We start from the raw sequence: 21,675 nt of genomic DNA, 5'->3' as shown, positions 1-21,675 counted from the left end.
AATCTACATGGCGGTAATTTCTTACAATCTCCATAGGCTCTGGAGTGCAGGGATGCTATAACTTGCAACTTGCGTTAAAACCTATTTCAATACCCCCTGAAACTATTCTGGTTAAAACCCAGTATCCGTGCAAGCTCCCGTCTTTCAGGTTTACCACATGCTCAAGATGCGCTTGCACCGCGTATGTTTTCTTAACCATTACAGAAAACTATGTTATAATAAACGAGGAGGTTTTGCAATGGCTATAACTGTTAGAGTCCCCACGCCGCTGAGAAGAGTAACCAACGGTCAGGGTGAAGTGCAGGTGCAGGCTGGCACCATAAGAGAAGCCATAGAGAAACTTGAAGAGGCATACCCTGGCTTTAAAGAAAGGCTTGTGGACGAGCAGGGTGAGGTAAGAAGGTTTGTGAACCTTTACCTTAACGACGAAGACATAAGATTTCTTAAGGGTCTTGATACAGAACTCAAAGATGGAGATGTTCTCTCTATAGTCCCTGCCATTGCAGGTGGTCAGAGGTAAACCCTTTCCAGATAAAGTAAGAGCTCTTCAAAAAGAGCCATTGCCATTTCTTCCGACGGCATATCCATATTTACCCTCTCCACACCGCCTGTAGATACCACAATCCTCTTTCCCTTTAATTCTACTGTCCTTATATGATAATACGGCACAACAAGGGTTTTCTCGTCAGTCCTGTAAATCAAGTATCTGCTCTCAAGCTCCACCCCCAGCTTTTTGAGGTTTTCCCTTATGCTCTTCATACCAAGCCTGGTGGTATCTTTATGGGGCTATGAAACCTTTCTGGTTCCTCCTTGACCACCATGGCATAGACTCCAAAGCAGTATCTGCCTAGCTCTACGACCCTTCCAACCCTCAAGCCTGCCTCCTCAAGCATAAGACCCACCTCCCATTCAGAATAAACTTCCTCTGGTGGAGGACCCTTGTCCCTCTCTTCCTTTTTCCAGTCTATTATAGCTACATAAGCGAGAGTTTTGCAAACTCTTTTTATCTCCTGCATAAAATCCACAGGGTTCTCAAGCTCATGAAAGACGAAAGCCATAAAGACAAAATCCACCGTGTTTTCTGGTAAAGGTAGACGGTTTTCTTCAGAGGGCAGGACCTCCACGTTGGAAAGTCCAAGGCTTCTGACTTTGTTGCTGGCGTATTCCACAGCGAGTGGCTCTATATCTATAGCATAAACTCTTCCTTCTGGTCCTACGGCCTCCGAAAGATAGGGAAGGTAAAAGCCTGCACCCGTGCCCACGTCAAGCACCCTCATGCCTTTTCTCAGCCCGAACTCTCTGAGGGTCTTCTGGGGGTCAAAAAGCTCAAGCCTGCCTGGGTCGTCCAGCTTCTGAAGTTTTGAGGGGTCAAACTTGTGTCCCATGGAAAAAATTATATGAGCTTTAAAAGCTCTCTTAGCTGTTTTATCTCATCTCTGAGCCTTGCAGCCTTTTCAAACTCCCACTTCTTTGCACACTCCCACATCTCCTTTTCCAGCTTGTTTATACGCTCTATAAGGTCTTCTTCTGAGGATATGCCCTTTGGAAGCTTCACCGGTAGTTTTACATAATCCAGCTCTTCTATTGCCAGCAGTTCTTTTATGGGCTTTACTATGCTCTTTGGTGTTATACCATGCTCCCTGTTATACCTTTCCTGAATCTGCCTTCTTCTGTTGGTTTCTTCTATGGCCCTCCTCATGGACTCGGTGACCCTGTCTGCGTAAAGTATGGCTTTGCCATTGATGTTTCTCGCCGCACGCCCTATGGTCTGTATAAGGGAGGTGTAGCTCCTTAAAAAGCCTTCCTTGTCTGCCTCCAGTATGGCAACAAGAGACACCTCTGGCAGGTCAAGACCCTCTCTCAGAAGGTTTACGCCCACTATTACTTCCACTGCACCTTCCCTCAGCTCCTTTACCACCTTCGCCCTTTCTATGGCATCCAGGTCTGAGTGCATATATTTTGCCTTTATACCCCTTTCGTTAAGGTATTCTGCAACCTCCTCCGCAAGCCTCTTTGTGGTGGTAAGCACAAGAGCCCTTTCCTTCCTTTTTCTTCTCTCCCCGATTTCCCTTATCAGGTCCTCAATCTGGTTTCTCGTGGGACGCACCTCTACCACAGGGTCAAGAAGTCCCGTGGGTCTCACGATTTGTTCCACCATTATGCCCTTGCTTCTCTGAACTTCCCATTCTCCCGGAGTTGCAGACATGTATATGACCTGGTTGAGTTTCTGCAGAAACTCTTCAAACTTGAGGGGTCTGTTGTCAAGGGCGGAGGGCAGTCTCCAGCCATACTCCACCAGCTTTTCCTTTCTTGACCTGTCTCCGTTATACATGGCTCTTACCTGCGGTATGGTCACATGGGACTCATCCACTACAAGGAGGAAGTCATCGGGAAAATAGTCAAGGAGCGTAAAGGGAGGTTCTCCTGGCTTTCTGCCATCAAAGTATCTGGAGTAGTTCTCTATACCCTTACAGTGCCCGAGCTCTCTTATCATCTCCATATCATGCATGGTTCTCTGATATAGTCTCTGGGCTTCCACCATCCTGCCCTGAGATTTGAACCACTCCACTCTTTCCTTGAGGTCTTTCTCTATCTGCTGGAGGGCTTCTTCTATTGTGTCTCTTGGTGCTACGTAGTGGCTTGCGGGGAAGAGCACCACCTTTTTAAGGTCTTTTATCTTATGCCTGTTGAGGGCATCCATCAGCTCTATGGACTCTATTTCATCATCCCAGAACTCTACCCTGATGAGCTGGTCTTCCATATCAGATGGCACCACTTCAAGGGCATTACCCTTTACTGCAAAGGTCGCCCTTCTTATAGCGTAGTCGCTGCGCTCATAGCCTATCTCCACTAGCTTTCTTGTAAGCCTGCTCAGGCTCAGCCTCTGTCCCACTTCAAGGGAAACTCTCATTGAGTAGTAAGCCTCCGGAGAGCCAAGGCCGTATATGCAGGAAACTGAGGCGACCACGATAACGTCCCTGCGTTCAAGCACGGACACGGTGGCTGAGTGCCTGTATCTTTCCAGAATCTCGTTGATGCTGGCGTCCTTCTCAATGTAGAGGTCCTTTTCGGGTATGTATGCCTCTGGCTGGTAGTAATCGTAGTAGGAGATAAAGTATTCCACCGCATTGTCTGGAAAGAGCTCTTTCAGCTCCCGATAGAGCTGTGCGGCCAGTATTTTGTTGTGGGCTATTATAAGGGTCGGCTTTCCGTGTTTTTCAATGACGTTGGCTATGGTGAAGGTTTTGCCTGTGCCTGTGGCACCCAGAAGCACCTGCTCCTTTACCCCAGACTCAAGGTTTTCCAGTAGCTCCCTTATAGCTCCCGGCTGGTCGCCGGCGGGTTGGAGGTCTGTTTTTATACTAAACCCCGACAGGGTTTTCATAACTTATCATAATTTAAACCGCTCCGTTGGCCTTGACCACATAAATCGCCGTGCCATTCTCTGGCACTCGTCAGACAGGGCAAGAATGCCGTCAGCAAGTTATAATTTAGACCCGTGAAAATACTGATTCTTACCGAAGGCTCTTCTCATATAGGCCACGGACACATCACTAGGTGTCTTTCCCTTTATGAAGCCTTCTCAGTATACGGTCAGAAGCCTTTTATGTTAGTGGCCGGAGACGGCTCGGTGGAGGGGGTTTTGAGAGGGGTAAACCATCGCATTTTTGACTGGCACGGGCGGTGGAAGGAGGTGAGGGATATCCTGAAAGACTATCACCTCGTTGTGGTTGACTCTTACATTGCGGGGAGAGAAATCTACGAAGACATATCCGGCTCTGCAAGGCTCGGGCTGTTCATAGACGACTACAAAAGGCTTGATTACCCACCAGGTGTTGTGCTCAACGGCGGAGTTTACGCAGAAGAGCTCTGCTATCCCGAAAGGACTGGGGTCAGATACCTTCTTGGACCAAAATACATACCCCTCAGAAGTGCCTTCTGGAAGATAGGGAAAAAAGCCATAAGAAAAAGGCTTAGAAGGGTTCTCATAACCTTTGGTGGGGACGACACCAGAAACATGACGCCACGGGTAGTCAATCTTCTTCTGGAAACCAGAAAAGACTTAGAGCTCTTTGTGGTTGTAGGCAAGGGCTTTGGCAACAAAGATGGCATTTACAGGTTCAGGCATGAAGGGGTAAAGATTTTTGAAGGTCTGTCTGCGGAGGGTATGAGGGATATAATGCTTTCTGTGGACGTAGCCATAAGCGCCGGCGGTCAAACAACCTACGAGCTTGCAAGAACTGGCACGCCTACCATTCTCGTTGCGGTCGCCGAAAATCAACTTCTAAACTGCAAGGGCTGGGAAAAGCAGGGCTCTGCCCTCTACGCCGGCTGGTGGGAGGAGAAGGTGCTTATGGAGAACTTGCTTTCTGCCCTTAACAGGCTTGCGGACTGGAACTTGAGAAAAGAAATGTCCAGAAGGGGCAGGAGGCTGGTGGACGGCAGAGGTGCTCTGAGAGTTGCCAGAGAGCTTTTGAGAACATATGATTATAAACATGGAGCAAGCAGAGCTTCAAAAGAGCTATACCATAAGAACCTTCCACGACATAGTATCAGCCCTGAAAGAAAACCCGGCCTGGCTTGAAGAACTCAGAATGCTCATACTCACCACAGAGCTGGTTGAACTGCCAAAGAAGTTTGAAGAGTTTGCGAAAGAGGTCAGGGAAAGATTTGACAGACTGGAAAAGGAAGTTGCATATCTAAAGGAAAAAAGCCAGAGCACGGAGCAGAAACTGGAAGAGGTCAAGAGTGATACTGAAAATCTAAAGACAAATATGGCAGTGGTGAAGGAGGATGTGGATACTCTCAAAACCGATATGACTGTGGTAAGAAAGGATATAGAATTCCTAAAGGGGGAACTGCAAATTGTAAAAACTGACGTTGCGGAGCTCAAAGGGGACAACCTTGAAAGGAAGGTAAGAGAGAGGGCCGGTGCTTATCTTGGCAGGCACTTCAGGTATTCGGAAGTTATAGACTTAAATGCCTTTGTGAGAAAACTTGACGAAGCAGAAGACAGTAGTATCATAACCGCAAAGGAAAGGGAAGATGCCCTTGAGCTTGACGCAGTGGTAAAGGCTAAAATAAAAGAAACAAGGCAGGATGTTATGCTTGCCATAGAAGTATCTTACTCAGTTCACGCAGAGGATGCAGAAAGAGCCATGAGGGGAGCCCAAACCGTCCAGAAAGTCTACAACATGACCACCCTGCCTGTAGTTATAGGCGTGAACGTGAGTAAAAACCCTTGCAGAAAAATACAGGGATGTGGTTTTTATAAAGCTCGCTCGCTCGCAGGATTAATCATCCCCATCACGATAACATCTTTCCACCTGCCATCCTTGAACACAAACTCCCTGAGCCTGCCCTCCTCCACAAAGCCCATCCTTTTGTAAAAATTTGTAGCCCTCTCGTTGTCCTCTATAACCTCCAGCTTGAGAGTGTGAAGTCCTGCCACCTCAAAGGCAAGACTTATGGCTGACCTTTCAAGAATCAGCCCCGCACCGTGTATCTTTTCCTCAGGGTTTGCGTAGATGCCAAAGTAGGCATTGCGGTTGTGAAGGTCCACTTTATTTAGATAAATGACACCGATTAACTTACCCTCTGAGCATACCAGATAGTAAAAGTTCCTTTTATCTCTTTTCAGGTTTTCTACAAACTCCTTGTGTTCCTCCACGCTTATTTCATGGTCCGTATACATCCACCTTCTAACCTCTGGATGGTTTCTCCACCTCCTGACCATCTCCCTCTCTTCTTCAGTCAGGTTCACAAAGTTTTTCAGAAGAACTTTTCCAAGCTCTATATCTCTCCTTAAGCTCTCTGATGGGCGTGTCCCATCCCTTTTCTCTGATGAAAGGTTCAAAGATTGCGTATTCTCTCCTGTAGTGCACTGACCCCCCCCGTGTTGCTTAAGTGGCTTGATTTCCATATTTTTTATTCTATCCCAGTTTTCTTTAAAAAGTTTCTGAATCTCTCTGTGAAGTTTCAGGTATGAGCTCCTGAGGGTTTCTTTTTCCTCATCAATGAAGACCTCCCTCTGCAGGAGAATGTCCCCTGTGTCCACGCCCTCGTCAACAAGGTGAATGGTAACCCCCTTGGGCGTATCCTCCAGAAAGCTCCAGACGTTGGGATACGCTCCCCTGTTGTAAGGCAAAAAGGATATATGCAGGTTTATTATCCTTGGACAGTATGCACGAACCACATCTCTGGGTATTATGTGCTTGTAGTTGTAGCTTATTATGAAGTCTGGGCTTATAGATTTCATATACTCAAGGTTCACCTGCTCTTCTGTGTATACTACATCCTCTACTATTTCTTTCAACCACTCAAAAAGCTCTAAGCTGTGCTGGTTTCCGCCAAGGAAAAGGATTTTCATAGTATTTTCCTCACCAGTTTAAAGCCTTCAGCATATTCACAACCTACCTGCATGCCCCTCAATTTTGCTAAATATTCTATTCCTTCTATGGACCTTGGATGGGGGTATTGCCTCAATTCACTCCTGTAGCATTGCATTGCCTCAATTTTCTTCCTGATGTGCTTCTCTGAAAGCGTAAAGTATGTGTCTGGTTGAAAACTGACTGGGTAAGCCCATTCTGTGGAGGATAGAACTTCACAGGAGTATATCTCTTTTACAGAACTACCCGGCTGAGGCCTCGTAGCCGTTAGCACGGCTCTGTAAGTTATCTGATGGTCTATGTTCAGGTCTCCTCCGTGATGGGTGAAAATTATTTCCGGTTTTATCTCCTCTATTACTTTTTCCACTGTTTTTACGATATCAAGCAAAGGGACGCTATCAAACCTGTTGTCCGGAAAATCACAGAATATTACTTTTTTAACACCCAGTAATCTGTTAGCCATTAAAGCATCTTCTCTGAGAGCTTCAAGCTCCACCTTTCTTGTCTTTGGCTCTCTTTTCTCATCCCTTGACGTTATACCTTCTCCAAGTATCAGAGTATAAACCTCATTGCCCTCTTCAGAAAACTTTGCAACTGTTCCCCCGCAACCGAGAACTTCATCGTCTGGATGTGCAATGATTAACAAAATACCTGAACTATGAGTCATCTTCTATAACCTCAAACCTGCCTACTACTTTATCTACTTTTAGAACTGCCTCAGTAAACTCTATTTTTAGTTTCCCCAATTTTATAAATGCCTTTGGATAATCTTCTGCATCAAGCATGCGTATAAAATCGTAGAAATCCTCTAAATTACTTATGTTCGCATCTAATATGTTGCTATTCTCTGGTTTTAGCCTTCTATATATGCTTCCTTTGCCTTCTTGCTTATAAGGCGTGATGTTACATTCAATAATTGTAGGTATCATGCTAAAGAAAATAATATTAGATATCTTTATAAACAACTCTTCTGCTGTGCCTAATTCCAACCAGATATCATGCTTTAAAAAGATATCTCCTTCATCAATGCCCCCTGATATCCTAAAGGCTGTAATTTTTGTTCTATAAATTTTTCTAATTATATGGTTTTGTAAAGGGCTCCCGCCTCTGCCTTCAGGCAAATCTCCTATATGAAACCCTATGCAATTATATTTAGTGTATAGCCACTCTGGGATCATCCAAGACCAGTGCGGGAAGAATACATAATCTGGATTAAGACTGTATAGCATATCTTCATTTAGGTCTTCAGGTTTTTCAACTATATGAGTTTGATATTTGTCTTTATATAAGTCTCTAAATCTTAAGGCATTTTTGACATTCCATCTTCTTATAGTAGCAATCAGAACCTTTTTCATAGTATATTTGTCTTATATAGTAGAGATATCTGCTTTTCCAACGCAAAACTTGTTCCATTCTTCATAATCCTTTTCATACTCTCCATACCCATGGCTAAAGTTTGCACCCGAATAGTATACTATAAGCTCACCCGTATTTTTCATCAATGGCTGGTTAGCAGTAGTTATCATTCCACAATCCCACTCTCCTTCTTCTCCAAGGGGTATGATAGGCTCATCAGAGACAAGCTCCCATTTTCTGCAGTCTTTGCTATAAGCAAGGTAGACCTCAATCTTCCCGTCGTGGGTGCCTCTGGGTATCTCATGGTCTATCATAAAAAGCCACAGAAAACCAAGGTAGTGGTCTTTATAGTTAAAGGGGCACAGCCCATAAAAGTCTGCCCATTTGAAGCCTCTCTTCTGGGCTATTCTGTCCTCCCTTTCTAAGGGTATCCATACAGTCCTTGGTTTGCTCCAGTTGAGGAAGTCTTTGCTTGTGGACATGCCCACACACCGGCGGGTTCTTCCCTGTGGGTCTATCTTGTAGGTCTTTACCATAGCTCTGTAGACCTTCTTCTTTTCGTCATAAAAAACCGGTGCCACATCGCTATACCAGACCTTTCTGGTCTTTTTGTTGGGAAACTTGAGCAGAGGGATAACTGGGTTTTTATCGTATTCTACAAAGTTTATTCCATCCTTTGAAAAGACAACACAGTAGCCCCTGTCTGTGTAGCCAAAGAGCTTGTAGGGATACTCGTCCTCTGGTATGTATATCACTGAGGGTATGTGGTAGTTTGCCACCACATTGCTCATACACTCCAGGGACTGGGTTTTGTGGTAGAAGTCAAGGACTTTGCCCTCCACCTCCACGGTGGGATACAGATGGGGCAGGCTCTCTTTGAGGGGTCTTATGAGGGGCTTTTGCCAGTGGATACCATCGGTGGACTCCGCAAGGCATACAAAAAAGCCTATCCCATCCACATAGCTCTGATAATACATCCTGAGCCTGTCGGGAAGCTCTATTACTGAGCCGTAAAGGTAGGTATGCTTTTCTTCCCATGGGTATTGGGGACACAGGACGGGTCTGGGGTATTTTTCAGCCCTGAGCATGCACCTCCTCAAAGTTCAGAATATCCATATACTCCCATTCCCTGAAAGCCATGGCGTAGATGCCTGCCTGAGACAGGAGCCTGATAAAACCCTCGCTGAAGCTAAGACTGCCCATGATGAGAATTAACTCTTTGTCCGCATACTCAGGGAAGTATTGCAAGAACCTTTTTGCCTTTTCTTTGAACTCCTCTATGTGCTTTTCTCTCGGTGTGGTCTTGACCTCAAGGAGAAAAACCTGCTTTTCACACACCGCAAAGGCGTCAAACTCTTCGTATATGCCCTTTTTTCTGTTTTCGTAAACCACCCTGAGATACGCCCTTTCAGGCTCACACTGGAAGTATTTCCTGACCACAGGCTTGAAAGCTGGAAATACAATATCCTCCACTATGGTTCCCATCTTATTCGCAATCTCACCCCAGCGTTTGTTTAATTCCCTTAGCTCTTTCCTGTGTTCCTCCCTATACTCCTCTATCTTGCGGTCTGTTTCTGCCGTATACCTTATAACCCATTTTTTAAAGTCCGCCATCTCTTCAATGAGGTATTCCATCAACCTCTCAAGCCTGTCAACTCTTTCCTCTACCTTTTCCATCTTAAATCTCCAGCTTTTAAATTTAAACCCTCACATCCTTCTGAAAACGGGCTGTAGCAGTTGCCCCTCCAGTAGCTCCTCCACCATCTCATACTCCACCGCATACTTTACGATGTCAAGCACCTCGTCGTAGACCTTCAGAGTTCTCTCTATTACCTTGTCGTCGTGGGGCAGAGCCATGTTGTGTCCGCCTGTAAAGAGCACTCCCCTTTTTGCACACTCCTGCTGAAAAAGTGTCTTGAGCTTCAGGCTCTCATCCCTGAAGTCCAATAAAAACCTGACCGGATAGCCCTTCGCATAGACAAGGCCCTCAAGTTCTTTCTCTTCTATGAGCTTCTGGATGCCCTCTTTGAGCTTCCGTCCCTGCTGCCACAGGTAGGGTATCACCTCGTGGTCTTTTAGATACTCTACGGTAGCCAGGGCTGACGCTATGCTTGCGGTCTCACCGCCAAAGGTAAAGGAAAAGAAAACCTCTTCAAAGAGCTCCATTATCTCAGCCCTGCCCACTACCGCAGATATGGGCATGCCGTTTCCCATGGCTTTTCCAAAGCAGGCAAGGTCTGGCACAACTCCAAAGTATTCCTGAGCACCACCGAGGGAAAAGCGAAAGCCGGTAACCACCTCGTCAAAGATAAGAAGTGCTCCGTGCCTGTGGGTCAGCTCTCTGACCTTCTGCAGGAAGTCTCCCTCTGGCTCTTCTATGCCTACCGGCTCCATTATGACGCAGGCTATCTGGTCAGGGTATTCTTCAAAGAGTCTCTGGAGGCTCTGGAGGTTGTTGTATTCAAAGGTGAGAGTGAGCCTTTTTACTTCTTCTGGCACCCCTCTACTACGGGTGGTCGTGCCAATATACCAGTCCTGCCAGCCGTGATATCCACAGCTGGCTATGTATTTCCTGCCGGTGTATGCCCTTGCAAGCCTGACCGCTGCGGAGGTGGCGTCAGAGCCGTTCTTTCCAAAGCGCGCCATTTCACAGCATGGTATGACTTCTCTCAGAAGCTCTGCAAGCTCAGCCTCCAAGTAGCTCGGCAGTGTAAAGACCGTCCCCCTTCTCAGCTCCTTTTCAACCCTTTCCAGCACTGGCTCAAAGGCATAGCCCAGGACGCACGCCCCCAGACCCATGGTGTAGTCTATGTAGGTGTTACCGTCAAGGTCTACCAGCTGACAGCCCTTCCCCTCCCTTACAAAGAGGGGCACTGCCCCCACAGAAAACTGAAGGTAGGACTTGCTAAAGGTCTGAGAGCAGTTAGGGACGAGCCTCTTTGTCCTCTCAAAGTGCCGAAGGCTTTCCTCAAGTTTTAACCTTCTTCCCTTCAGGCTTTTTATGAACTCCCTGTCCTCTCTCAGAGACCTGAGGTATCCCTCGTTAACAGGAATTTCTTTTTCTCTTTCAAGTAGTTCCGGTCTTTCCTTTATGAGCCTTACCACATCCCAGTATACAAAGTCCTCTCTCTGGAGGGCTGTGATTATCCTCTCTATGACAATTAGGTCCTCCGGGTAGTCCAGGCTCAGGTGGATGTGAGAGAGGTCTTCTTCATGAAGCCTATAAAAGAGCCTTTTTGCCCTCTTTGATTTCCTTATGTAAGGGCTCACATGCTCTCTCTCTGAGGGCAGTTTTGCCTTCTGGTCTGCTCTAAGTATCCACTCCCCCTTTATGACCTCCACATCAAAGCCATTGACTATGGCATTATAGGCGAAGTAATCAAGGTCTTCGTCCTTGTACAGCTCTACCGCCATATCAATAAGGTTGTGGTCTATAAGAGGGCAGTCCGCAGTCACTCTAATTACCGTATCCAGTTCAAAGTTGGCGGTCGCCTGTGCGTATCTGCTGAGAACATCAATGGGATGTCCTCTAATAACTTCCCAGCCCTTGCATACGCCTATCCTTTCTATTATGTCATCCTGCTCAAGCCACGAAGTGACAAGCACCCTGACATCTACCTTTGCCCTGCCAGCCCTTGAAAGAACCCAGTCCAGCACAAGCCTTTCGTAAAGAAGCTGAATGCTTTTACGGGGATACCTACTTGAGCCATTCCTTGCCTGTATGACTAGCCCTACTCTCATAACAGGACAAGTATCACTTTCTCCACCACCCATTCCAGCTCTTCCTCCCTAAGTGCCGGATAGAGTGGTAGGCTCATGACCCTCTCGTAAAAGTCCTCTGCCACAGGGCATAGCCCCCTCCTGTAGCCAAGCCCTTCCATAAAGGGGTGCCAGTAGACGGGGATGTAGTGCACCTGCGCGCCTATGCCCTGAGCCCTGAGCTTTCTGAAGACCTCCCTTCTCCTTTCCTTTTCCCTGAGCCTTACAGGATACAGGTGGTAAGAATGAAGGGCATAGGGCTTTTCTGCAGGGAGACTTATGGCGTCAAAGTCTTTGAACTTTTCCCCGTAGAGCCTTGCCAGCTCTCTGCGTCTTCTGACAAAACCCTCTAACTTCCTGAGCTGAGATATGCCAAGGGCACACTGAAAGTCCGTTATCCTGAAGTTAAAGGACGGAAACTCAACCCAGTATTCCCAGTCTTCGCCCCTGACTATGCCGTGGTTTCTGCACTGCATGAGCCTTCTGTATAGCCCTTCGTCGTTGGTGAGCACCGCGCCTCCTTCGCCTGTGGTTATGTGCTTGACAGGGTGGAAGCTAAAAACTGTCGCATGAGAGTATCTGCAGGAGCCCGTTTTATGCCCCCTATACTCAGAGCCAAGGGCATGGCAGGCGTCTTCTACCACATAAAGCCCATACCTCTGAGCGACCTGCCAGACCTTTTCCATGTCCACGGGATGCCCGGCGTAGTGAACTGGAACTATGAGCCTTGTCCTCTCCGTTATAAGGCTCTCCAGCAGGCTCACATCCATGTTTCCCGTGTCCCCTTCCACATCGCAGAATACGGGTCTTGCTCCCAGAAGAACCCCAGTGGAGACCGTTGCGGTAAAGGTTATGGGAGTGGTTATAAACTCATCACCCTCGCTCAGCCCTAGGGCTCTGTATACACAGTAAAGGGCAGAGGTGCCAGAGTTGAAGACAACCGCATATCTGGCTCCGCAGTAGCCAGCAAGGGCTTTTTCAAACTCTTCAATCTTTGGTCCCTGAGTGATAAAGTCAGACCTAAGGACCTCAAGCACCGCCTTTATGTCTTCTTCATCAATGAACTGCTTTCCGTAAGGTATCATTCTTCAAACTCGTAGCTGTGGTATAGCTTTATGCCCCTTTGCTTTGCAACTGCATGATTTAAAATTTATGCCTCCACACCCTCAAGGGCCTTCTCCAGAAAAATCTTCAGCTCTTCTCCTTCCAGCCACCAGTCGTTTCTGTCGCTCCTGTAGAAAAAGCCCTCGGGCATTCTCGGGTATCTCTGCCACTTCTCAAGAGCTCTGGCTTCAAAGCTGAAATGAGGCAGTATGACAAAGTATTCTTTATCCTCGTGCCTTACGAGCCTTACATCCCTTGCTTCATCCTCTGATATTAGACTCTCGTGGAGCTTCTCTCCGGGTCTTATCCCAATAAACTTAAAACTACATTCCGGACACATGGCTTTTGCAAGGTCCACAATCCTGACACTGGGAATCTTTGGCACAAAAACCTCCCCGCCATCTGCTTCCTGAAGGGCAAAGAGCACGAGCCTGACGCCCTCTTCAAGGCTTATCCAGAAGCGAGTCATAGCGGGGTCTGTTATGGGCAGCTCCCTTGAGCTTTCAGACAGGAGCTTCAGAAAGAGGGGTATGACGCTTCCTCTGCTTCCCACCACGTTGCCATACCGGACTATGCTAAAGGAGGTTTCCTTTGCACCTGCATATGAATTGCCAGCAATCAGCAACTTTTCCATGGTGAGCTTTGTGGCACCGTAGAGGTTCACCGGGCTCACCGCCTTGTCGGTGGAGAGGGCTACAACCTTTTTGACCCCCTTTTCAATGGCGACCTCTATGATGTTCTGGGCACCTATTATGTTGGTCTTTACCGCCTCAAAGGGGTTGTATTCAAGTATTGGCACATGCTTGAGGGCTGCTGCATGGACCACATAGTCCACACCGTCAAAGGCAAACCAGAGCCTGTCCTTATCTCTGATATCTCCCAGAAAGAACCTGAGCTGGGGATACTGGCTCTCTGGAAACTCTTTGCTCATCTGCCACTGCTTGAACTCGTCCCTGCTGAAGACGATTATCTTTTTGGGTCTGTGATGCCTGAGCACATACCTTATAAAAGCCCTTCCAAAGGAACCTGTTCCCCCGGTGATAAGGATTGTCTTTCCCTCCAGAAAGCTCATTCTATTAGCTCCCAGCTCAGGGGGGTGCCGGCAGGTATGTCAACCCTTGCCCTTCTTCCGAGGATTTCCTTCAGGTATCTGGGGTGAAGACCATAACCGGGTCGGACGCTCCGCACCTTCTCCTGAGTGAAAACCTCTCCAGCCTTGATGTCCTCTGCCACAAAGAGGCTCCTTGAGAACTTTCTCATCCTTTTCTGTTTTTCAGTTAGCTCGTAGCTCACCTTTCCAAGAGCCTTCTCCACCTGCCTTATGGCTTCCACCATGGCTCTGAACTCTGCAGGCTCAAGGGAAAAGGCACTGTCAGGACCTCCAAGGCTTCTGTCCAGAATGAAATGCTTTTCCACCATCACCGCTCCAAGGGTAACGGCCGCCACAGGCACCGCAATCCCCAGCGTGTGGTCAGAAAGCCCCACGGGCACACCAAAGGTCTCAATCATGTTGGGAATAGTCCTCAGGTTCGCATCTTCAAAGGGAGTGGGGTATTCAGACACACACTTGAGAAGGATTACCTGGTCGTTTCCGACCCTCCTGCATGCCTGCAGAGCCTCTTCTATGTCCGAGAGGGTGGCAATGCCTGTGGAGATTATGACCGGTTTTCCCTTGCTGGCAATGTATTCTATGAGGGGTATGTCGGTTATCTCAAAGGATGCCACCTTGTAGGCGGGCGTTCCCAGCTCTTCAAGAAAGTCTACCGCGGTCCTGTCAAAGGGTGAGGAGAAGCATATTAGCCCCAGACTTCTTGCAAACTCAAAGAGCTTCTGGTGCCACTCCCATGGCGTGTAGGCTTTTTTATAAAGGTCATAAAGATACTGCCCATCCCATAGCGTTCCCTCTCTTATCATGAAGTGTTCGTTTCTAATGTTCAGGGTTATGGTGTCTGGGGTGTAGGTCTGGAGCTTGACGGCGTCCGCACCCGACTCCTTTATGGCTTCTATGGTCTTCAGAGCCAGGTCAAGGTTCTGAAGGTGGTTGGCGGATAGCTCCGCAACTACAAAAACTGACTGGCCTTCACATATCTTTCTTTCTCCTATTTTCATCATCCAAAGTCCTCTAAAAGTTTCCTAATCTCCTTTCCAGCATCCCTGAGAAATTTATAGTATAACCCATAAAACCCTTTCACAAACTCTTTCATCCCATGCCCCTTCAAGCTGAGGGCGTGCCCCAGAGCTATCTGGCTCCAGCGGTGGGTGTTGTGATAGGTGAGGTTGTAAAGAAGAGGGTTTTTCATTAGCATAAGCTTTCTCACCAGCTCGCTAAAGCTGTAAACCGTATCGTGATAAGAAGAAAAATCAAACCTCCCTGGAAACTCTCTCACAAACTCTGAGAGGGTTTCAAAGTCTGTATGGAGCTTTCTCAGGACTTCTGAAGGCTTTACCATGTTCACATAGCGCGTGTCAAAGTTATCTTCTATGTTCTTTATAGCTGTATTCTTATCGGCGGATTTTTCCAGCCTGAAAAAGTCTATGGGCAGTGGGATGGCTCCCTCTATCTTTGCACCATCAGAGGTGTTGTAAACTTTTATTCCCTTTTTCTTTATGGTCTGCTCTATACCATACTTGGTGTTGAGAAACCACACGTGAGTTCTGACCTCACCCCCGAAGTTGCCCGGGACTGGTATTTCAAATTTAATCTCCGCCTTTGAGAGAAGGCTCTGGGGGTTGTAGTAGCTTGTGAGCTTTGAATGATGACTCTCTGTCTTTGAGCCAAGGTCAACCCCAAACAGGTATACCTCCTCAAAGCCAAACTCGGCGGCAAGGGCAACGCCTGCGGCGGTAACCGTGGGTCCCGTATGCCATATAATAGGCGAACCTGTAGGCTCAAGAAGCAATGCCCCTGTGTCATTGAGTTTGAGGAACATATAACCCTTTTTAAAGAGCTTAAAGCAATCCGTCCAGAGGGGGTTGTTGGCAATGAGCCTTGTCTTCTTTAGAAAGCTTCTGTCAAGCTCAATGAGCGTGTCGTAGGTGTATTTCGTTCTCTCTATTTCCACGTGAAAGTCTGGCACAATGCCAGCCCTCTGAAGGGCAGATATGGCAGTTCCGCAGGAGAATATGACAGCCCTGTCTTTATACTCCCTTATTTTATCTATGGCGTAGTCCAGAGAGGGACCCGCCCCCACCACAAAGGCAACCGAACCTTGAGGAACTTTCTTTTGAGGGTAGTAAAGGGGTATTTTCCTTTCAAACTTCTCAAGAGTCCATCTGAGAGACCACAGCTCGTCGTCAAAATATCCATGAAAAAGCTCCTGAAAGGCCGGGGAGGAATTAAACCAGTCTATGAGCCTGAGGGGTGGGTTATACTGAAGGTGTTCAAAGTAGTAGCCCCAGTAGAAAACTCCCGGGTTTAACTGTTGTATGGTTCTCAAAAGCTTCTGAAAGGCAATGTCAAGGTCTGGCTCAAGTATGAGCTTGTCGTGGACTATGAAGTTGAGCGTCCTGCCGGGCTTTGAATAGTATTCAAAGAGCCTTTCCCAGTCAAGGTAGTAAATGCTGAGCCTGAAAAAGGCCGGCACATCAAGGATTATGAGGTTCTGCACCTCGAAACGCTCCAGCAGAAGCTCAAGGTGTATCCCAAAGCCAAGCCCAGCCATGAGTAGCAGGGGAATATGTCTTGTGTTTCTGATAGTCTCTGGCTCAACTCTGTTGCCAATGAGCTTTATCAGTTTTGCATCGTATCTATGGGCGATAATCTCAGTGTCTTCTGATGTATCTGAGAGGTCTATATCAGGGAAAATCCTCGTTGGCTTGTCTTCAAAAGCCTGCACCTGAGAAAGGCTCATTGCATAGGCATCCCCTCCGTAGATGCCCCCACCCCCAAAGTCCACATCCAGCCTACCATCTCTGACTATTACATTGAAGTTTTGAGGAAGACTTGAGATAAGCTGGAGTATGCCAGGTGCTCTTCTGCTCAAAAACTGGTGGTTTTTGTAAAGCCTCTCCTTGAGGAACTCCTCAGTTATTTGCATGTATAGGATTTTACAGTATTTCAGGCAGGATGGGTAGGTCATATCAACTCGCTCTGCAGTAAAGCCTCTCTTGAAAAAGGTTGCACGAAGTCATGTATTAGGGGCTTAAAAATTTCTCTTTCCATCCGATAAAAACACATAACAAACCTTAAAGGAGGTGCAAACCATGGCACTGAGAGTGAACTTCAACTTTGAAGCGGCAGCAACCCATACCGCCATCCTTTCCAACGAGAGGGAGATGAACAAGTCTCTACTCAGGCTCTCAACGGGTATGAGAATACTCAACGCTGCGGATGACTCCGCAGGTCTGTTCATCGCAGACCAGCTCATGGTGGTTGGCTCTGGTCTTGAGGAAGGCAACAGGAACATCCAGACAGGTCTTTCTGCCTTGAGAATTGCCGAGAGCTCTGCAGGACAGATATTCAACAGGCTCAACGAGATTTACAAGAGGACAGTGCGTGCGGCAAACGACATAAACGACCCCAATGCGAGGGCGAGTCTTCAGAGAGAGATTGACAACTTCATTGATGCCATCAAGAAAATAGGCACAGACACCGAATACAACGGCATAAAGCTCCTTGATGGAACCTTTGCCGGCAGGGCAATTCACTATGGAGCAAGAAAAGACCAGATACTGGAAATTGACATTAAGAGCGTTTTGCCCAATGATATAGGTGCCTTCATGGTTAAAGGTCAGGGTGCAAGGTATACAAGTAGTGCTAATGCTGTGACTGCTGGAACATTTGTTGATCTTCTTAGTACTTCATCGAACTGGCTTGTTGATTCAGGAGACTATGTTGACATAGCGGGCATCAGGGTGCTTGCTTATGATGGAGTGCAGAGGTTTGTGGATGCAAAAACTCTTGCCGAAAACATAAACAGTAACAAAGCCCTTCAGGCTCTTGGCGTTGAGGCAGTGGCAAAGAACACAAACCATGCAAGTGCAAACTATGCTGGGTTTGCCAATTTTGTACAGATAGTCGGAACTGCTGGAACTGTTGACTCTGTCACCTTAGAATTCTACATAGGTAACGTTAATGCTGCTGGAAGCGCAAACTTTACAGTAACTATCAACAGCAACATAACAAGCGTGCAACAGCTTGCTGACGCTATAAATACAGCAGCTTCTGGAGCCAATGCTCCTGTAAGCGCCAAGGTTGTAAATAACAGACTCTTTCTTGAGACAAACAAGGGAGAAACTATTGCGGTCAGAACAAGCATATCAGCTACTGGACTTCCAAGCACTGCAACTGTCAATGTAAACTTGGGTCAGGTACTTGAAAACGCAGGAACTGTTAACTTTACAACAACAAGTAATTATGCCTTCTACATTGACGTAGGCACTATAGACATAGCCGGCGTTGAGACTTATAAGCTGGATTACAACGGAGTTTCAACTGCAACTTCAGGTTTCAACTTCAACGTTGCCACTGGAGGCAATGCCAACGCTAAGAACCTGTATGCTGTGAGCGTTCTTACCAACGAGCAGGCGGAGGAGTCCATGCTCATAGTCAAAAAAGCCCTTCAGCGTGTGGACACCATTAGAGCCCAGATCGGTGCGGTCATGAACAACCTGCAGTCCATATACGACTCTCAGAAGGTAGCCCTTGACAACACCAGAGAGGCTGAGAACGTGATAAGGAACACAGACTACGCAGAGGAGATGACCAACTTCACCAAGCTCCAGATAAAGATGCAGTCCTCCATGGCGATGCTTGCACAGGCAAACCAGCTTCCTCAGCTTGTGCTCCAGCTCCTCAGGTAATAAATATACGGGGAGGTTCCACCTCCCCCCTTTTTAAGTGAGGGGAGAAATGAAAATAGGACCTGTTGAGCAACAGGTGAATGCCGGGCCTCAGATGGTTGCCCAGAGGCAGGTTCAGGATGGAGCACTTGAGGGTATGAGAAAGGAGGTGGAAAGGGAAGTTCAGCAGGCACAACAGGAGGCTCAGGAAAACATAAGCATGAAGTCTGAAGAGCTTCGGAGATTACTTGAGGAAGTGAAAAGAAAGTTTGACATGCTCAGCAAGTATTTAAAAATAGACATAGACACGGAGCTTGAAATACCCGTTGCCAAGATAATAGAGAAGGACACCAACAGGGTGATTCGTCAGATACCCCCTGACTACCTTCTTGACCTGATGAAAAAGATTGACCAGATGCTTGGTATACTTTTACAGAAGGAGGTATGAGCTTTGGCCGGGGAAATATACTTTAACAACTTGACAGGCAGGTTTGACTGGGGCTCCATAGTGGACCAGATAATAAGGTTAAAATCTATTCCCATACAGAGGCTCTCTCAGGAGGCCCAGCAGGTGCAGGCAAGGCAGTCTGCCCTTCAGGGTCTATCCAGTGCTGTATCGGACCTGTCAGGGCTTTTTGAAACTCTTAATGTGAATGACCTTTTTAAGAGCAAAAGGGCTACTTCCTCAGACAGTTCAATATTGACAGCAACAGCTACAGAAAATGCACCCAACATAACTCTGAATATCTCTGTAAACCAGCTTGCCCAGAAGGAGGTTCTTATTACACAGCAGGGCATTTCAGACCTGAACACACCCATGAGCTGGAGTGACTTTCAGATAGCTTACAACGCGGGAAGTTCAACCCTTTACTTTGATGTGCAGGCAGGCTTTGGCAGACTTTCAGACCTGATAAACGCTATAAACCAAGCTGCCGGTGACAAGATAGTTGCCAGCATATTTTATGATGGTTCACAATACAGATTGATGCTGTCTGAAAAGGATGAATCCTTTTCAACTGCTGAGACAGCCTCCGGAAGCACAGTCATATCTTTCAACACCCCACCCATCATAAATGGAAACGCCTGGAGCCTTGATACTAGCAATCCACTTCAGAATGCCCGGAATGCCAGTATAAGCATAGGCTCCAGCATCCTCACAAGCCCCGGCAACAGGTTTGAAAACCTTGTGAGTGGTCTGAGCTTGGAGGTAAAAAGGGTGGGTGATGCCACGGTTTCCGTGAGCGACGACTATTCAGCAGTTTCCAGATTTCTGGAGGACTTTGTTAAAGGCTACAACGTTGTTATATCTCAGGTTAACAAGCTAACCGGTAAGGATGCACTCTTTCAGGGCGACTACTCCATAGTGGGTATAAAGACCGAGCTTTCAAGGATGCTTGATGGGCTTTTTGCCAACGACCTTATAAACATAAAGGAGGACGGCACCCTTGAGGTGAACAGTTCTGGGGTTAACTCTTTAGCGAGCTCAGACCCTCAGAGGCTCGGGGAGATTCTCACAGAACTCAAAAATACAATGGGAGGCTACGCCCTGAGAACTTCCACAACCCTTCAGACTTTCAATAACGACCTTCAGAGCAGACTGGACGCCATAAACACAAGGGCTCAGGAATTGGGGCAGCAACTGGTAAGGGAAGAGGAAAGGCTCAGGCTTGAGTATGCAAAGGTTGAAGCCTTTATGAACCGGGCTCAGGATATAATGGCAAGACTGCAGACCTTTATAGTCAGCCTTTCAGAAATGCAGGGAGGTAAGAGATGATTAACGCATACCTTGAGAACATGGTTTTGACCGCAAACCCCGTAAGGCAGGTCATTCTTCTGTATGAGAAGGCGATTTCATGTCTTGATGAAGCTACGGAGCTTATGGAAAGGGGTTCTGCAGGGGCTGAAGATATGAAAAGAAAGTATGAATCCATGGGCAGGGCTACGGAGATACTTACTGTTCTTGATGCAACCCTCAATATGGAACAGGGAGGAGATATAGCAAGGAGCCTCCATGAAGTGTATCAGGCTCTTATAAATGACCTTGTGAGGATTACTGTGGAAGGTGATGAACCTCAGACGCTCCGCAAAATGATAAAGATACTTACAGAGCTCAAAGAAAGCTGGGAAGAAGTGGAGAAGAAAGTATATGGAAGACCTGAAGCAACTGCTCCTGCGGTGTGAAGTCTATCTCCAGCAGGAAGACTGGGATAAACTGATAGAAACGCTGAGCAGTATAAATCAGGAGCATATGGAGAATCTGGACCTCCAGACTGCTCAGGAATGCCTCAGGATTCTTGAACATCTTATAGCACTGGGAGAGGTGTTTAGAAATAAACTTGCAGAGGGTCTTGTCAACCTGAAGAGGTTTAAGGAAAGTTATGGAGCTTAGCTTTCTCTGTGTATTAGTTTCAGTATCAGGTTCTCTATGCCGCCGGAGGCATCAAAGCCCCTTATGAAGTGTAAGACCTTCTCAATTTCAGTTGCAGCCCTCTCTCTTGTTTTTTCAACCCCGCCGTGTCTCAAAACGAGTGTTCTTAGTTTCTCGTGCCCACCATCGTAAAAAAGCACCCTTTCCTCCTCTTTCAGTTCAGGGAGCACGCACAGAAGGGGATAGGTGCATTTACCCTCTGCAAGGTCAGAACCCACTGGCTTTCCCAGTTTTTCTTCACTGCCCGCATAGTCCAGAGCATCGTCAATTAGCTGAAAGGCTCTGCCGACTATAAGCCCCATCTGGTAAAAATCCCAGTAATCTTTTCTGTCTGCCATAAGAGCACCCACTGCCATGCATGCTCCAAAAAGGGCCCCGGTCTTATAGTCTATTATCCTCATGTATGTTTCCTCATCAATAAGCCTGCCAAGGCTTCTGAGCTCTAAAAGCTGCCCCTGAGACATCTTCATAACTGCATCACTGAGCACTTCAATACTCTGAAGGTTTCCAAAGCGTGAATACAGAGAAAGAGCCTTTGCATACATATAGTCACCTGTCAGAACACATGCCTGATTGCCATAGATAAGGTTGGCACTCTTCTTGCCTCTCCTCCTTTCTGCCCCATCCACCACATCATCGTGAAGCAGAGAAGCTATGTGCACATACTCTATACCCACGGCGAGAGGAATAACCCTCTCCACATTACCTCCCAGCGCTTCGCATACCATTATGGTAAGAAGAGGCCTTACTCCCTTACCACCGGAAGATATGATATAGCTGCCTATATCGTAAACTTCTCTTACTTCGGGGTCAAGGTAAGAGAGTATCTTCTCTCTTATATTCTGAGTATCTACCATA

The 21,675-nt window shown here is 47.1% G+C and carries 21 protein-coding genes; 7 read left to right on the top strand and 14 right to left on the bottom strand.

Features of this window, described 5'->3' with window-relative positions; translation table 11 throughout:
• Positions 1-238: 238 nt before the first annotated feature.
• Complete coding sequence (locus ACKRDP_RS03885; RefSeq protein ID WP_409153442.1) at positions 239-520, top strand: ubiquitin-like small modifier protein 1; 282 nt, start codon at positions 239-241, stop codon at positions 518-520.
• On the opposite strand, the gene ACKRDP_RS03880 is transcribed toward ACKRDP_RS03885, so the two are convergent.
• Genes ACKRDP_RS03880 through uvrB form a run of 3 tightly spaced genes read right to left on the bottom strand, consistent with a single transcriptional unit; the run spans position 511 to position 3,385 of the window.
• Positions 511-759 carry a hypothetical protein gene (locus ACKRDP_RS03880; RefSeq protein ID WP_409153441.1) on the bottom strand — a complete coding sequence of 83 codons (249 nt, stop codon included), beginning with the start codon at positions 757-759 and terminating at the stop codon, positions 511-513. The two genes, ACKRDP_RS03885 and ACKRDP_RS03880, sit on opposite strands and share 10 nt — an antisense overlap.
• Positions 756-1,385, bottom strand: a complete 630-nt coding sequence (locus tag ACKRDP_RS03875; protein ID WP_409153440.1) for a class I SAM-dependent methyltransferase — start codon at positions 1,383-1,385, stop codon at positions 756-758. The genes ACKRDP_RS03880 and ACKRDP_RS03875 overlap by 4 nt, the downstream gene beginning before the upstream one ends.
• Before the next feature lie 8 nt (positions 1,386-1,393).
• Positions 1,394-3,385, bottom strand: coding sequence for an excinuclease ABC subunit UvrB (uvrB, locus tag ACKRDP_RS03870; protein ID WP_409153439.1), 1,992 nt, complete (start codon positions 3,383-3,385; stop codon positions 1,394-1,396).
• Between the two features lie 114 nt (positions 3,386-3,499).
• Between uvrB and ACKRDP_RS03865 the strand changes: the two genes are divergently transcribed.
• Positions 3,500-4,585, top strand: coding sequence for a PseG/SpsG family protein (locus ACKRDP_RS03865; protein WP_409153438.1), 1,086 nt, complete (start codon positions 3,500-3,502; stop codon positions 4,583-4,585).
• Between the two features lie 684 nt (positions 4,586-5,269).
• On the opposite strand, the gene pseH is transcribed toward ACKRDP_RS03865, so the two are convergent.
• From pseH to ACKRDP_RS03815, 10 genes are all read right to left on the bottom strand, one after another.
• Positions 5,270-6,370 carry a UDP-4-amino-4,6-dideoxy-N-acetyl-beta-L-altrosamine N-acetyltransferase gene (pseH, locus tag ACKRDP_RS03860; RefSeq protein ID WP_409153437.1) on the bottom strand — a complete coding sequence of 367 codons (1,101 nt, stop codon included), beginning with the start codon at positions 6,368-6,370 and terminating at the stop codon, positions 5,270-5,272.
• Positions 6,367-7,056, bottom strand: coding sequence for a PIG-L deacetylase family protein (locus ACKRDP_RS03855; RefSeq protein WP_409153436.1), 690 nt, complete (start codon positions 7,054-7,056; stop codon positions 6,367-6,369). Before ACKRDP_RS03855 ends, pseH begins: the two co-directional genes overlap by 4 nt.
• Positions 7,046-7,744: a formyl transferase gene (locus ACKRDP_RS03850; RefSeq protein WP_409153435.1), complete on the bottom strand. Its 699-nt coding sequence runs from the start codon at positions 7,742-7,744 to the stop codon at positions 7,046-7,048. Before ACKRDP_RS03850 ends, ACKRDP_RS03855 begins: the two co-directional genes overlap by 11 nt.
• Positions 7,745-7,756: 12 nt before the next feature.
• The gene (locus tag ACKRDP_RS03845; protein ID WP_409153434.1) at positions 7,757-8,833 is read right to left on the bottom strand and encodes a glycoside hydrolase family protein; all 1,077 of its coding nucleotides are present in this window, start codon (positions 8,831-8,833) and stop codon (positions 7,757-7,759) included.
• Entirely contained in the window at positions 8,820-9,422 is a 603-nt protein-coding gene (locus ACKRDP_RS03840; RefSeq protein WP_409153433.1) for a hypothetical protein, read from the bottom strand. Before ACKRDP_RS03840 ends, ACKRDP_RS03845 begins: the two co-directional genes overlap by 14 nt.
• A gap of 30 nt (positions 9,423-9,452) precedes the next feature.
• Positions 9,453-11,486, bottom strand: a complete 2,034-nt coding sequence (locus ACKRDP_RS03835) for an aminotransferase class III-fold pyridoxal phosphate-dependent enzyme (protein WP_409153432.1) — start codon at positions 11,484-11,486, stop codon at positions 9,453-9,455.
• The gene (pseC, locus tag ACKRDP_RS03830; RefSeq protein ID WP_409153431.1) at positions 11,483-12,589 is read right to left on the bottom strand and encodes a UDP-4-amino-4,6-dideoxy-N-acetyl-beta-L-altrosamine transaminase; all 1,107 of its coding nucleotides are present in this window, start codon (positions 12,587-12,589) and stop codon (positions 11,483-11,485) included. The genes ACKRDP_RS03835 and pseC overlap by 4 nt, the downstream gene beginning before the upstream one ends.
• Positions 12,590-12,654: 65 nt before the next feature.
• Positions 12,655-13,680 carry a UDP-N-acetylglucosamine 4,6-dehydratase (inverting) gene (gene pseB, locus ACKRDP_RS03825; RefSeq protein WP_409153430.1) on the bottom strand — a complete coding sequence of 342 codons (1,026 nt, stop codon included), beginning with the start codon at positions 13,678-13,680 and terminating at the stop codon, positions 12,655-12,657.
• On the bottom strand, positions 13,677-14,720 hold the full coding sequence (gene pseI / locus ACKRDP_RS03820; RefSeq protein WP_409153429.1) for a pseudaminic acid synthase: 1,044 nt from the start codon (positions 14,718-14,720) through the stop codon (positions 13,677-13,679). The genes pseB and pseI overlap by 4 nt, the downstream gene beginning before the upstream one ends.
• Entirely contained in the window at positions 14,717-16,645 is a 1,929-nt protein-coding gene (locus ACKRDP_RS03815; protein ID WP_409153428.1) for a motility associated factor glycosyltransferase family protein, read from the bottom strand. The genes pseI and ACKRDP_RS03815 overlap by 4 nt, the downstream gene beginning before the upstream one ends.
• A gap of 166 nt (positions 16,646-16,811) precedes the next feature.
• Between ACKRDP_RS03815 and ACKRDP_RS03810 the strand changes: the two genes are divergently transcribed.
• From ACKRDP_RS03810 to ACKRDP_RS03790, 5 genes are read left to right on the top strand one after another with little or no spacing between them, the layout of a single operon-like run.
• Positions 16,812-18,410 carry a flagellin N-terminal helical domain-containing protein gene (locus tag ACKRDP_RS03810; RefSeq protein WP_409153427.1) on the top strand — a complete coding sequence of 533 codons (1,599 nt, stop codon included), beginning with the start codon at positions 16,812-16,814 and terminating at the stop codon, positions 18,408-18,410.
• A 49-nt stretch (positions 18,411-18,459) separates the two neighbouring features.
• A complete protein-coding gene (locus tag ACKRDP_RS03805; protein WP_409153426.1) occupies positions 18,460-18,837 on the top strand; it encodes a flagellar protein FlaG in 378 nt (125 codons plus the stop codon).
• A 3-nt stretch (positions 18,838-18,840) separates the two neighbouring features.
• Positions 18,841-20,163 carry a flagellar filament capping protein FliD gene (gene fliD / locus ACKRDP_RS03800; RefSeq protein WP_409153425.1) on the top strand — a complete coding sequence of 441 codons (1,323 nt, stop codon included), beginning with the start codon at positions 18,841-18,843 and terminating at the stop codon, positions 20,161-20,163.
• A complete protein-coding gene (fliS, locus tag ACKRDP_RS03795) occupies positions 20,160-20,570 on the top strand; it encodes a flagellar export chaperone FliS (protein ID WP_409153424.1) in 411 nt (136 codons plus the stop codon). The genes fliD and fliS overlap by 4 nt, the downstream gene beginning before the upstream one ends.
• Entirely contained in the window at positions 20,536-20,778 is a 243-nt protein-coding gene (locus ACKRDP_RS03790) for a hypothetical protein (protein ID WP_409153423.1), read from the top strand. Before fliS ends, ACKRDP_RS03790 begins: the two co-directional genes overlap by 35 nt.
• On the opposite strand, the gene ACKRDP_RS03785 is transcribed toward ACKRDP_RS03790, so the two are convergent.
• Positions 20,775-21,674 carry a polyprenyl synthetase family protein gene (locus ACKRDP_RS03785; RefSeq protein WP_409153422.1) on the bottom strand — a complete coding sequence of 300 codons (900 nt, stop codon included), beginning with the start codon at positions 21,672-21,674 and terminating at the stop codon, positions 20,775-20,777. The genes ACKRDP_RS03790 and ACKRDP_RS03785 overlap by 4 nt on opposite strands.
• Position 21,675 lies beyond the last annotated feature (1 nt).

Source organism: Pampinifervens navoyensis, assembly GCF_046159715.1.
Taxonomy (GTDB): Bacteria; Aquificota; Aquificia; order Aquificales; family Aquificaceae; genus Pampinifervens.
This window is presented reverse-complemented; position numbering and strand designations above follow the sequence as displayed.